The sequence below is a fragment of the Arcticibacter tournemirensis genome, from assembly GCF_006716645.1.
GTDB classification, from domain to species: domain Bacteria; phylum Bacteroidota; class Bacteroidia; order Sphingobacteriales; family Sphingobacteriaceae; genus Arcticibacter; species Arcticibacter tournemirensis.
Genome location: NZ_VFPL01000001.1, coordinates 3,327,369 through 3,339,997, shown reverse-complemented (window position 1 = coordinate 3,339,997; position 12,629 = coordinate 3,327,369). Strand labels below are relative to the sequence as shown.

11 protein-coding genes and 1 riboswitch are annotated in these 12,629 nt (G+C 43.6%); of the genes, 7 read left to right on the top strand and 4 right to left on the bottom strand.

What is annotated here, in order from left to right; translation table 11 throughout:
* The first annotated feature begins 12 nt into the window (after positions 1–12).
* Positions 13–639, top strand: a complete 627-nt coding sequence (locus BDE36_RS14080) for a DNA-3-methyladenine glycosylase (protein WP_141815381.1) — start codon at positions 13–15, stop codon at positions 637–639.
* A gap of 98 nt (positions 640–737) precedes the next feature.
* On the opposite strand, the gene BDE36_RS14075 is transcribed toward BDE36_RS14080, so the two are convergent.
* From BDE36_RS14075 to BDE36_RS14060, 4 genes are all read right to left on the bottom strand, one after another.
* Positions 738–1,919 carry a homoserine dehydrogenase gene (locus BDE36_RS14075; RefSeq protein WP_141815380.1) on the bottom strand — a complete coding sequence of 394 codons (1,182 nt, stop codon included), beginning with the start codon at positions 1,917–1,919 and terminating at the stop codon, positions 738–740.
* A gap of 5 nt (positions 1,920–1,924) precedes the next feature.
* Positions 1,925–2,983, bottom strand: a complete 1,059-nt coding sequence (locus BDE36_RS14070) for a homoserine O-acetyltransferase family protein (RefSeq protein ID WP_141815379.1) — start codon at positions 2,981–2,983, stop codon at positions 1,925–1,927.
* Positions 2,984–3,038: 55 nt separating this feature from the next.
* Positions 3,039–4,343, bottom strand: coding sequence for an O-acetylhomoserine aminocarboxypropyltransferase/cysteine synthase family protein (locus tag BDE36_RS14065; RefSeq protein WP_141815378.1), 1,305 nt, complete (start codon positions 4,341–4,343; stop codon positions 3,039–3,041).
* 245 nt (positions 4,344–4,588) lie between these two features.
* Positions 4,589–4,705, bottom strand: a riboswitch (SAM riboswitch).
* Between the two features lie 218 nt (positions 4,706–4,923).
* The gene (locus BDE36_RS14060) at positions 4,924–6,045 is read right to left on the bottom strand and encodes a trans-sulfuration enzyme family protein (protein WP_128767452.1); all 1,122 of its coding nucleotides are present in this window, start codon (positions 6,043–6,045) and stop codon (positions 4,924–4,926) included.
* A gap of 113 nt (positions 6,046–6,158) precedes the next feature.
* Between BDE36_RS14060 and mqnE the strand changes: the two genes are divergently transcribed.
* The 6 genes from mqnE to ligD all read left to right on the top strand — a co-directional run bounded on the left by mqnE (position 6,159) and on the right by ligD (position 12,612).
* Positions 6,159–7,352 carry an aminofutalosine synthase MqnE gene (gene mqnE / locus BDE36_RS14055; protein WP_128767451.1) on the top strand — a complete coding sequence of 398 codons (1,194 nt, stop codon included), beginning with the start codon at positions 6,159–6,161 and terminating at the stop codon, positions 7,350–7,352.
* A 26-nt stretch (positions 7,353–7,378) separates the two neighbouring features.
* Positions 7,379–8,008 carry a histidine phosphatase family protein gene (locus tag BDE36_RS14050; RefSeq protein WP_141815377.1) on the top strand — a complete coding sequence of 210 codons (630 nt, stop codon included), beginning with the start codon at positions 7,379–7,381 and terminating at the stop codon, positions 8,006–8,008.
* Positions 7,995–8,717, top strand: a complete 723-nt coding sequence (locus BDE36_RS14045; protein ID WP_141815376.1) for a menaquinone biosynthetic enzyme MqnA/MqnD family protein — start codon at positions 7,995–7,997, stop codon at positions 8,715–8,717. The genes BDE36_RS14050 and BDE36_RS14045 overlap by 14 nt, the downstream gene beginning before the upstream one ends.
* A gap of 138 nt (positions 8,718–8,855) precedes the next feature.
* On the top strand, positions 8,856–9,329 hold the full coding sequence (locus BDE36_RS14040; protein ID WP_141815375.1) for a ferritin-like domain-containing protein: 474 nt from the start codon (positions 8,856–8,858) through the stop codon (positions 9,327–9,329).
* Positions 9,330–9,339: 10 nt separating this feature from the next.
* Positions 9,340–10,110: a non-homologous end joining protein Ku gene (ku, locus tag BDE36_RS14035; RefSeq protein ID WP_141815374.1), complete on the top strand. Its 771-nt coding sequence runs from the start codon at positions 9,340–9,342 to the stop codon at positions 10,108–10,110.
* A complete protein-coding gene (gene ligD, locus BDE36_RS14030; RefSeq protein WP_141815373.1) occupies positions 10,111–12,612 on the top strand; it encodes a DNA ligase D in 2,502 nt (833 codons plus the stop codon). It begins immediately after the preceding gene.
* The last annotated feature ends 17 nt before the right edge of the window (positions 12,613–12,629 follow it).

Here is a 12,629-nt window from a genome sequence, read left to right as displayed (position 1 = left end):
ATAACATCACCTATGAATAACAGCCAGCAAACTAAAGGCAAGGTCCTTCCTCCTTCATTTTATACCAGAAATGACGTCGTGCTGATCTCAAAAGAACTGATCGGTAAGTACGTTTTTACAAATATTAACGGTATGCTTAGCGGCGGTATCATTGTTGAAACCGAGGCATATATGGGCCCGGAAGATACCGGTTCGCATGCCTTTAACGGACGACGTACCGGAAGGAATGAGATCATGTATGCGGAGGGTGGGGTTACCTATATGTACATTTGCTACGGTATTCACGATATGCTGAATATTGTAACCGGCGGCGAAGGAACCTCGCATGCCGTTTTAATAAGAGCGCTTGAACCTGTTGAAGGTGTGGGTATTATGCGTGAAAGACGCGGGGTATTTAACGATGATCGACGCCTTTGCAAGGGGCCCGGTGCATTGGCGAAAGCGCTTGGCCTTAGCAAAATTCACAACGGTCTCTCGCTTCAGGAAAGTACGATCTGGATTGAGGACAGAGGCAATGTAATCGAGGATGATGATATTGTTGCTTCGGCAAGGATCGGACTGAATATCGAAGGTCCGTTCAGAGATATTCCCTGGCGTTTCTATATCAGGGGAAACAGGTATGTTAGCCGCTGGGGCTAAAACTAAAAGTCCCGGATGTACCGGGACCGTTTAGCATAATCAAAAAACATAACCTAAGTTTTAAATACTGTTGCAGAGACGAGCGTCAAATTAGTTCATCAGGCTATTTCTGCAATAAATATCCCGTCGTTATTCAGCAGGTCCTGATTGGCTATCAAATCACTTAACTCTACGTTACCAATAATATATTTGAAATCAGGCGCATAGAAGCGCTCCGTTACTCCTTTAAAATTTAATTTTTCAATGAGGCTGTCATCCTCGTATCTGAAATATACCTTCAGGGTATAATCGTTAGATTGAATGAATCCACGGTTGTTACGGTATTTTTTATACTCGTATTTGTAACCATACCTCAGGGCGGCAATATCGGACAATACTGCTGAACCAGTTGGATGGCCTCCGGCTCCTTTGCCGAAGAAAAACTGCTGATCGGCAAATGCAGCCTGAACGATTACGCCATTGTACTCGTTTTCGACGTTATATAGGAAATCATCGGACCTGATGAGTTTCGGGATGACATAAAGTACCACCTGGCGTTCGCCGAATTCAAGCGCCGTGGGTACCAGCTTGATCTTATAGTTTTTCTCACGTGCATACTGAATGTCGCGCGCGGAGAGGGTTTGAATGCCTACATTGAGGACATCTTCCGGGCGGGTAATAATTCCGTATGCATGAGACGCCGCTATAACGAGCTTATACTTAGGATCGAACCCGCCGACGTCTGAAATCGGGTCGGTTTCAGCAAAGCCAAGGTCCTGTGCCTGCTTTAAAGCAGTATCATATCCAAGGTTTTCATTGAATATCTTCGAAAGGATGTAATTAGAAGATCCGTTGAAAATACCCCTTACCGAGTAAAGAAGCTCGTTGTCGTAATATTCCTCAAGGTTCCGGATGATGGGGATACTACCGCAGACAGCGCCTTCGTAAAGCAGCGATGTGCCGTATTCTTCCTGAAGATGAAGCAGTTCTTCGAGATGAAGGGCTATCATCTTCTTACTGGCTGAGACAACGTTCTTTCCATTTTTGAGGGCTGTTGAAACAATCTGGAAGGCCGCCTCGGTGTCATTTATCAGTTCAACAACGGTATTGATTTCGGGATCGTTCAGGATGACTGAAGCATCGGTGGTGAAAAGCTCTTCAGGAAGACTGCGTTTCTTTTCGGGATTCTTAATTGCGATCTTCTTTATTTCAAGATTAAGGTCTTTTGTCTGGATTATATCGTTCAAACCTTGCCCTACCACACCAAAACCAAATAATCCGATTGTTAATTTGTTGCTCATTCGTATTATGCTATTTTATGTAATGTTACTATATGACTCCCATAAGCAGTGCGCTTCAGGAAAGAGCCAATCTCTTTTGTTAAGATTTCTGTTTCTATCAGGAAGCCGTCGTGTCCGTAAAATGAACTTATTTCTGTGTAGCTTGCATCTGGGATATGTTCCGCCAAAAAGCGCTGTTCTGCCGGTGGAAACAACAGATCAGACGTGATACCAATTACAAGCGTTACGGCCTTTATCTTCTTAAGTACTTCATCAGCGAGCCCGCGGCCCCTTCCAACATTATGGCTGTCCATTGCCTTGCTCAGATACCAGTAACTGTAGGCATTGAAACGCTTTACCAGCTTTTCGCCCTGGTAGTTCTGATAAGAAGAAGCTTTGAAGTCGTCGGTCTTGTCATTTGAAACTTCCTGCTGTGAAATGCCGTAGGTATCGTAGTTGCGGTATGAGAGCAACGCGATACTTCTTGCTGCCTTCAGTCCGTTTTTCCCTCCGTCGGGGTGGTTGGAATGAAAAGTAGGATCGGCAGAAATAGCCAGCCGCTGGCTTTCATTAAAAGCTACTCCCCATGGCGAATGAACGGCGTTGGTGGCAATCAGGATCAGCCGTTTAATACGGTCTGGCTCGGCAATAGCCCATTCCATTGCCTGCTGTCCGCCTAATGATCCGCCTATCAGCACGCTGATCTCTTCAATATCCAGATAGTCGGCAAGTATTCTCTGTACCGCTGCCAGATCCCTTGTGTTGAATTTTGGGAATGACATGTAATAAGGACTGCCAGTTTGCGGATTCTCGGAGAGTGGATTAGTAGTGCCGTAATGAGAACCTAAAATATTAGCACAAACAATATAATGATCTTTGGGATTAAAAAGGTCATTTTCGCCGAATAAGCCTTTCCACCAGTCGAGAACATCTGAATTGGCGGTAAGAGCATGACATACCCAAATTACATTGTCTCTCTTGTCGTTCAGCCTGCCGTAGGTCTGGTAAGCTATTTCGAGGTCGGGCAATACCGACCCGTCTTCCAGCTTAAAGGTCTTATTATGTGTGTATTTCTTAATATTCATCCGATGCGCGTACTGATCTTCCCCATGGTTTTTCCATGGAGAAGACGGTATATCCCTATTTTATCTTTTCGAAAGCCTGTTCGAAATCGGCCTTAATGTCGTCTATATGTTCAATACCTACCGATACTCTTAGCAGAGAAGGAGTAACTCCTGCTGCAAGCTGATCTTCATCGCTTAGCTGCTGGTGTGTAGTGGCAGCAGGTTGAATGATGAGGGTCTTAGCATCACCCACGTTGGCCACATGGCTGGTAAGTTCGAGACTATTTACAAACTGAATTGCTTTTTCTTTTCCGCCTTTTATTTCGAAAGAGAGCATGGAACCAAAACCGTTGCGCAGGTATTTCTTCGCATTAGCGTGGTAAATGCTGCTTTCTAGTCCGGGATAGTTTATTTTCTCCACCTGCGGATGTTGTTCCAGCCATTTAGCAAGTTCGAGTGCGTTATCTACGTGGCGTTGTACACGAAGCGACAGCGTTTCAAGTCCCTGAATAAAAAGAAAGGAATTGAAAGGAGAGGGGGCCGGACCAAAATCACGCAGTCCTTCTACGCGGGCGCGGATAATGAACTGAATATTGCCGAAGGGACCGCCGATGCCGAATACGTCGTTGAATACCAGCCCGTGATATCCTTCGGAAGGATCGGTAAACTGAGGATACTTTCCATTGCCCCAGTTGTAGGTGCCACCGTCGACAATGACACCGCCAATGCTGGTTCCGTGGCCGCCAATCCATTTTGTTGCTGATTCGACAACGATATGTGCGCCATGCTCCAAAGGACGGAATAAATAACCTCCAGCAGCGAAAGTGTTGTCGACAATCAGCGGCAGATCATATTTCTGTGCCAGTTGGGCAAACTTTTCGAAATCGGGGATATTAAATCCGGGGTTTCCGATAGTTTCAAGATAAAGCGCCTTTGTTTTATCGTCGATCAACGCTTCAAAGCTCTGTGGATCATCTCCTTTAGCAAACCGCGTTTCAATTCCCAGGCGTTTAAATGCGACTTTAAACTGATTGTATGTGCCTCCGTAAAGGAATGATGTGGATATAAAATTATCCCCGGCCTGGAGGATATTATTGATAGCAATGAACTGTGCTGCCTGTCCGGATGAAACAGCGAGAGCTGCAACCCCGCCTTCAAGTGCGGCTATCCTTTTTTCAAACACATCGGTGGTGGGGTTCATCAACCGGGTATAGATATTTCCAAATTCTTTGAGGGCAAAGAGGTTTGCGCCATGTTCTGAACTGGTAAATACATATGATGAGGTTTGATAAAGAGGCACAGCACGTGAACCTGTTGTTGGATCTGCTTCCTGACCTGCGTGAACCTGTAGTGTTTCGAATTTAAGATTGGATAATGACATGGTGATATTTTTATAAATGAATATAATGATTGAATTTAACCGTTCTGATATACGCTGGATTTAAGTGGGTATACCAAACTCATCTGTTTTTCACAGATGGGAAAGCTGAAGCATTAACAGCAGCAACAACAAATAAAACGGGACATTCGGAATGCGCTTTCGGAACGCAATGAATCTGAGATTGGCATAGTGGTTATGCCTTCTGAAGGACGAAAATGAATCTGATCTTTTCTCATGGTTTTAACAATTTATATGCTCCCGGTTTATTTACGGGACCAGGATTTGGCACCTTTTCCGGAACTCTTCCGGTTAGGTTGTCAGCGGGTCACAGAGCCTGATCTCTCACCGCTTCTTTATAAATCAAAACCTTTTAAGGGGTGTTTGACAGTATTGATAATGCTATCAATGGGTGCAAATATAACGGATTATGCTAAAAGTCCAAATTAAATATTGAAAGATGTGGGTTATGAGTTGTGTGTTATGAGTTGAAGGCAATGCGTTGCAGGTTACGGGTTGCATGGGAATGAATTCCAAATGTGGCCTACGTGTTGTACAACTGGTCATATTTCGAATTCATTCCTTAAACTCCGTCCAATGCTTGCTTTAAATCGGCTATGAGGTCTTCTGCATTCTCTAAACCTACCGACACCCTTAAAAGGTTAAAGGGCGTTTTGGTATCCGGACCTTCAACAGAAGCGCGATGCTCAATCAGACTTTCTACTCCTCCGAGACTGGTGGCTTGGGTGAAGAACTTTACTCGGTTTGCGACGTTCCTGGCGTCATCAGGACTGCCTTTTACCAGGAAGGAGAGCATTCCTCCAAAACCGCTCATCTGTCTGGCAGCCACTTCATGCAGAGGATGATCTTTAAGTCCGGGATAATATACTTTTTCCACTGCCGGATGTGCTTGCAGGAACTCCGCAACCTTTTGGGCGTTGGCAGCATGTCCTTTCATGCGGTAAGGAAGAGTTTTAATTCCGCGAACAGTCATATAACAATCGAAAGGAGCTGGGACAGCACCGGACAAGGCCTGGATGTTTTTAATTTTTTCCCAGAAAAAGTCTTTTCTCCGGGTAATTAAAATACCACCAAGGACATCACTGTGCCCTCCGAAGTATTTTGTGGTTGAATGCATGACTATATCAGCTCCGAGCTCAAACGGACGCTGAAAGACCGGCGTGGCAAATGTATTGTCGCAGCATACCATGATGCCGTGACGTTTTGCCAGGCGGACTACAGCATCGATATCTGTTACTTTTAAAAGTGGATTCGAAGGTGTTTCAACCCAGATGAGCTTCGTTGACGGCCTGATCGCTTTTTCGATGGCTGTGATATCCGAAAGATCTACATAATCTGCCACAAGGATCCCCTTATAAACGACATTAATGAGCGTGCGAAGCCCATGATACATGTCGGATGGCGCAATTATATGACTACCTGGTTCTAATGCCTGAAATACAGCAGAACCGGCGGCATTACCCGAAGAGAAAGCAGCTGCAGCTTCGCCCCCTTCAAGAGCGGAGAGTACGCGTTCAAGTGAGCTCCGGTTGGGATTTTCTGCCCGTGTATAGATAAATCCATGAGGATACCCGCCGTCTTCAGCTCTTTCGAATGTGGTAGAGAGCGTGATTGGCTGTATCACTGCACCTGTGGAAGAATCTACTTTATTGCCGGCATGAATAGCGATGGTTTCGAGTTTCATAATCTTTAAGAATCGCGTAAAAATACATATTAGAACACAAGACAGCAGCCGGAAATTTCATTGTTACATCAAAATGATAATGGAAGTACGGTCTTTATTGTATTTTTGCAGAGATGAATTCCGCAAATGATTTAACGATACTGATATCTGATAAAAATCTGGATCCACAGCTAAAAACTATTGCTTTGAAAGTGCAGGCTAGCGAGCGTATTTCTTTCGATGAGGGCGTGGCGCTTTACGAGAAGGGAGAACTTGCATACCTTGGTGTATTGGCTAACTTTATCAGGGAGCAGCGGCATGGCAACAAAACGTATTTCAACCGTAACTTCCATATTGAACCTACTAATTTATGTGTTTACGATTGTAAGTTCTGCTCTTACTCGCGGCTGATTAAGCAAAGAAGCGAAGGCTGGGAGCTTACTATGGAGGAAATGCTGAATATAGTGAGGAAATACGATGATCAGCCGGTCACCGAGGTTCACATTGTAGGAGGGGTGCTTCCTCAATACGATATGGCATTTTATACCGAGCTTTTTAGAAAGATCCACGAACACAGGCCCGAGCTGCATGTCAAGGCACTTACTCCTGTTGAATACCACTATATTTTTAAGAAGGCGAAAGTTGATTATGCTACCGGCATGCGTTTGATGAAGGAGGCTGGGCTGGAATCAATGCCAGGAGGAGGCGCTGAGATTTTCCATCCCGAAGTACGAGAGCAGATAGCGAAGGATAAATGTACGGGTGAGCAATGGCTTCAGATCCATGAAGAATGGCATAAGTTGGGGCAACGCTCGAACGCGACGATATTATACGGACATATAGAGCAATTCTGGCATCGTGTGGATCATATGGAACAATTAAGACAGCTGCAGGACAAAACCGGAGGTTTTCAAACATTTATCCCACTGAAGTTCCGTAACCAGGATAATCAGATGTCGCATATCAAAGAAGTTTCGGTGATTGAAGACCTGCGTAATTACGCGATTTCACGTATTTATCTGGACAATTTTGATCACATCAAAGCTTATTGGGCAATGATAAGCCGGAGTACAGCGCAACTTGCATTGAATTTCGGCGTAGACGATATTGATGGAACTCTGGACGACACCACTAAGATATATTCGATGGCTGGGGCTGAGGAGCAGAACCCTGCGATGAGTACGGCCGAACTCGTGGAGCTTATTAAGCAGGTGGGAAGACATCCTGTTGAGAGGGACACTCTCTATAATGTAGTAACCGACTATAGTAATTATCAGCCGGAAGAAAAACCTGGAGCGAGATTTTATAAATTACCGGTATTAAATTAAAAAAACAGATTCCCGCTATTGAGGGTATGGAGAAAATTATATATATCATCCGCCATGCTGAAACCGATCTGAACAAAAGAGGAGTAGTGCAGGGCAGGGGGATGAATACAGACATTAATGCACACGGAATAAAGCAGGCAGAGGCCTTCTTTGAAACTTATAAAGACGTTCCTTTCGATAAAATTTACACATCGACTCTAAAAAGGACTCATCAAACTGTTCAGAAATTTATAGATCGGGGTATTCCGTGGACGCAATATCCGGGGCTTGATGAGATGGCCTGGGGTATTTACGAGGGGATGGAGAACACCGAAGATGTGAAGCTGGCTTACGAGAATATGATGACCAACTGGTCATCAGGCGAACTTCATCTAAAGTTCGACAAGGGGGAGAGCCCGCTCGAAGTAAAAGAACGGCAACTGGAAGTTCTGGAAAAACTTATTGAAAAGAACGATGCCAAAACCATCCTTTTGTGTATGCACGGAAGGGCTATGCGCCTTTTCCTATGTCTCCTTACCGACAAGCCGCTTTATGAAATGGGAAATTTCCCGCATACCAATACCACCTTATATAAGGTGAAATATGATGGTAGTCGTTTCCATATCATCGAATTCAATAATACCGACCACTTAATACAGCTTTGTGAACAAGATTAGAGTTTCAGCAGTATCATATACCAATACCAAACCCTTTGCTTACGGACTAAAACACGCAGGGGCTTTTCTGGATAAAATAGAACTAAGTTACGATATACCTTCAGATTGCGCAACTAAACTAATTAATAACCAAGTAGATATAGGCCTCGTTCCGGTTGCTGCTTTGTTAAATATTCCCAATTATGAGATAGTTTCGGATTACTGCATCGGATCCGTAGGCGCAGTGAATTCTGTGTTCATTTTCAGTGACAAACCGGCCGAAGAAATAAGATCGGTAAGGCTCGATAAACAGTCACGAACATCTAATAATCTTGCAAAAGTGCTTCTGAAAAACTATTGGAAGGTGCAGGTTAAATTCGTTGAAGATGGTACAGCTGACGCATTTGTCGAAATCGGCGACCGCACATTCGGCAAAACAGATAAATACCCGTTTGTATACGATATGGGCGAAGAATGGATGAAATTTACTGGCTTGCCGTTTGCGTTTGCAGTATGGGCTTCAAACAAACCTTTAGATAAAAATTTCATTAAAGAATTCAACGAAGTTCTTAAATTTGGTGTTGAGCACCGTGCTGAAGCCCTGAAAGAATTAGAACCACGATCTGACTTCGATCTTGAAGATTATCTGCTTCATAAACTTGATTATCCATTGACAGCAGAAAAGCGTCAGGCTATCACTAAATTCCATCATTTAATAGAGAGCCTTTAAAGAATCATAATTAACATTATGTTAAGTTAAATATTTTGTTCCTTTATAGAAGGCTCCTCTGCTTTATCGTCCCTCTCCCTGTCAAACCATTTCTGTTTACAAGCGTTAAAGACAAATCAACCTTTAACAAGAACAGAAATGAATTATACCGAGAATTATAACAAACAGTTACAGAGTTTGCACCGGCTTTTAAACGACAGCAAACAAGGATATACTGAAGCTGCCGGGCTTGTTCAGTCAGCTGACCTTAAAGATCTGTTCTCTGAGATTATCAAGCAACGTGAAACCCTCGCAACGGAAATCAGAGACCGCATCCATAGCTATGGCGGTACTCCCGATGAAGAAAGATCTGATCTGATGGCATCGCTGCACCGCGGCTGGATGGAAATAAAAACCAGCATGACTAAAAAGGATGATCAAACAGTTCTTGAAAGTTGTCGCAATGGTGATCAGACTGTACTTGATGCTTATGACGATATCCTTCAAGGCGATCTGCTGAACGATACGGATATAAAGACCTTCCTCATGAGCCAGCGGCTCATTGTTAATGAAACCTTTACCGAGCTCGACCGCCGGTATTTCAGTTTATTTAAAAAAGATCCATCCATCTAATTCCTACGTCATGAGGTCCATCTGGAAAGGTTCTATCGGCTTTGGTTTGGTCAATATTCCAATCAAACTGTATTCAGCAGTGCAAAACAGCTCTCTGGGTCTTGATATGCTCGACAGCAGGGACCATTCGCGTATTCGGTATCAGCGGATAAACGACAAAACCAGGAAGGAAGTGCCTTATGATAAGATCGTTAAGGGCTATCCGATGAATGATAATTATGTTATTCTAGAGGATAAGGACTTTGAAGATGCCAGTCCCGAAAAGAGCAAGATCATCGAAATAGAGAACTTTGTGGATATTGAAGAGGTTAATCCAATGTATTACGAGACCTCCTACTATTCCGAACCGGAAAAGCAAGGGAGGAAAGCCTATGCCCTGCTTATGAAGGCTTTACAAAAATCAAGGAAGGCAGGACTTGCCCGTTTTGTACTGCGAAGTACCGAGAATCTTTGTATCATCCACCCAGTTAAAAATGTAATTGTTATCACAAAGATCCGGTTTGCAGAAGAGATCAGGCCCTCAGAAGAAATTCTAACTCCCGACGATGTAACTGTGAGTAAAAAAGAACTGGACATGGGACTTGCTCTAATTAATCAGTATACGGGTAAGTTTGAAATTGAAAAGTTTAAAGATGAATATCATCATGAGTTGATGAAAATCATACAAGCTAAAGCCAAAGGGAAACGTCCGACGATTAAAAAGCTTAAGCCTCAAAAGGCAGCCGGCGATGATCTTTATGATCAGCTCATGCAAAGTCTTAATACAAGAAAAGGAGCATAAATGGCACTGGAAGAGTATGTTAAGAAGCGAAACTTCAAAGAGACTTCGGAGCCCGGAACAGGGAAACGGAAAGCCTCAGGGAGCTTGAAATTTGTCGTTCAGCGACATCATGCTTCCCGTTTGCATTACGATTTCCGGCTCGAACTGGAGGGGGTGCTAAAAAGCTGGGCTGTACCAAAGGGCCCTTCTCTCAACCCTAAGGACAAGCGGCTTGCTATGATGGTCGAGGACCACCCCTATGACTACCGGACATTTGAAGGGGTAATCCCCGAAGGCAACTACGGCGCCGGCGTGGTTACAATTTTTGATGAAGGCACTTACGAACCGCTTTCGGGTGAAAGTGGTGAGAAGGAACTGAAACAAGGATTGCATAGCGGAAATTTAAAGTTTCGCCTACACGGAAAGACTCTAAATGGCGAATTCGCTCTTGTCAAAATTAAAGGTAATGAAGACAATGCCTGGTTGTTGATCAAACACCGCGATGAGTATGCTCTCGACAAGAAATTCAATGCCGAAGACCTAGTTCCCAAATCTGTTAAGGAAAGAGGCGTAAAACAAAAAGCTAAACCAAAGACTATAAACACAAAAGTAGTTCAGGAAGAGATATCATTTAAGCCTATGCTGGCAAAGCTTGCACCGGCTACAGAGCTGGTGGATAATGCCGGATGGATCTATGAGCGGAAATTAGACGGATACCGTGCGTTGGGCTATACCGGCGACAAGGTTAGGCTTGTTTCAAGGAATGATATCGAATTTCAGGACAAATACAAGCCCGTGTCAAAGGCCTTATCCAAAATAAAAAGAGAGGCTGTAATTGACGGAGAGGTTGTAACTGAAGATAAGAATGGCCATAATATTTTTCAGCATTTGCAAAATTATGCGTCAGCGAAAAAGGACATTTTACTGAAATATTATGTATTCGATCTGCTTTCTTTAGACGGACATGATCTGAGAGATCTGGAGCTCCGCAAACGTAAGCAATTATTAAAAGCGCTGATCGACAATCTGAACGACCCCTCTATCATTTATAACGATCATATCAGCGAAAAGGGAAAAGAGCTTTTTGGTGAAGCTATTAAGAATGAATGGGAAGGCATAATAGCGAAAGATGCCTCTGCTCCTTACGAAAGTAACAGACGTTCAGATAAATGGCTTAAGTTTAAAATTATTAATGCTCAGGAAGCCGTTATTATAGGGTATTCCACGCCCGACGGCAGCCGCAAATACTTTGGTTCGCTCGTTTTGGGAATGTTCAAAAATGATAAACTCATTTACATCGGCAATTGCGGTACAGGCTTTAATGAAGTAACTCTGAAGGATGTTTTTAGCAGGATGTCGGAGTTGCCTGCTGTTAAAAAGCCCGTTAAGGAAAAGGTTCACCGCGAACGCGACGTTACATGGGTTAAGCCAGTACTGGTATGTGAGGTGACCTATTCGGAATGGACAGACGATGGACATCTTCGCCATCCGGTATTTAAAGGATTAAGAACAGATAAAGGACCAGAAGACGTTGTGGAGGAAATACCTATGGCCCCGTTAAAAGATGAACAAAAAAATACAGGAAAGCCTGACAGGCCCTCTTCTAAAGCCAACAAGGAAGAAATTGAGGAGAGCTTCGGAAAGAAGAAATTGAAGCTTACAAACCTCGGGAAGTTTTACTGGAAGAAAGAGAAGATCAGCAAGGGTGAACTGATCGAGTATTACCGGGATATAGCAGACTACATTCTCCCCTATCTTAAAGACCGTCCCCTCTCGCTTAACAGACACCCAAACGGTATAGATGCTCCTGGTTTCTTTCAGAAGGATCTGGATGTCGAACAAATCCCGTCGTGGATAAAATATGCACCGATGTATTCGGAAAGCAATGATAAGGACATCGACTACCTTATCTGCAATAATCTCCCTAACCTTCTATGGATGGTAAATTTAGGCTGTATCGAGATAAATCCCTGGCTGAGTACCTATAAAAAGCCTGAGAACCCGATTTTTGCAGTAATGGATCTTGATCCGAATGACGTCGACGACTTTACCGAGGTTGTAAGAGTCGCATTAACTGCAAAGAAGCTATTAGAACAGATAGGAATCACTCCTTACATAAAGACCTCCGGATCGAGAGGCCTCCACATATTCATACATGTTGGAGCAAAATATGATTATGAGATCACGAAGAACTTCATTCACTACCTGGGCCAGATGATTCATCAGCACCATCCTGATACAACCAGTTTGGAGAGGAGTCCTTCTAAAAGAAAGAAGCAGATCTATCTGGACTTTCTTCAAAACCGGCGTGGTCAAACCATTGCTGCCCCCTACTCTGCCCGGCCCAAGCCCGGAGCTACTGTTTCTACACCGCTTGAATGGAGAGAAGTAAATGAAACTCTTAATATAAAAGATTTCACAATCTTCAATACGCTGGATCGGTTAAAAGAAAAGGGTGATTTATGGAAAGACATAACGGCTGAGAAAACAGACCTGAAAGCAGCCCTCGAAAAATTAAGATAAAAAAAAAGCCGAACTAA

Coding starts and splice junctions, on each gene's coding strand:
- BDE36_RS14080 (WP_141815381.1), top strand. CDS start 13: ATGAATAACAGCCAGCAAACTAAAGGCAAGGTCCTTCCTCCTTCATTT.
- BDE36_RS14070 (WP_141815379.1), bottom strand. CDS start 2,983: ATGAATATTAAGAAATACACACATAATAAGACCTTTAAGCTGGAAGAC.
- BDE36_RS14060 (WP_128767452.1), bottom strand. CDS start 6,045: ATGAAACTCGAAACCATCGCTATTCATGCCGGCAATAAAGTAGATTCT.
- mqnE (WP_128767451.1), top strand. CDS start 6,159: ATGAATTCCGCAAATGATTTAACGATACTGATATCTGATAAAAATCTG.
- BDE36_RS14050 (WP_141815377.1), top strand. CDS start 7,379: ATGGAGAAAATTATATATATCATCCGCCATGCTGAAACCGATCTGAAC.
- BDE36_RS14065 (WP_141815378.1), bottom strand. CDS start 4,343: ATGTCATTATCCAATCTTAAATTCGAAACACTACAGGTTCACGCAGGT.
- ku (WP_141815374.1), top strand. CDS start 9,340: ATGAGGTCCATCTGGAAAGGTTCTATCGGCTTTGGTTTGGTCAATATT.
- BDE36_RS14040 (WP_141815375.1), top strand. CDS start 8,856: ATGAATTATACCGAGAATTATAACAAACAGTTACAGAGTTTGCACCGG.
- ligD (WP_141815373.1), top strand. CDS start 10,111: ATGGCACTGGAAGAGTATGTTAAGAAGCGAAACTTCAAAGAGACTTCG.
- BDE36_RS14075 (WP_141815380.1), bottom strand. CDS start 1,919: ATGAGCAACAAATTAACAATCGGATTATTTGGTTTTGGTGTGGTAGGG.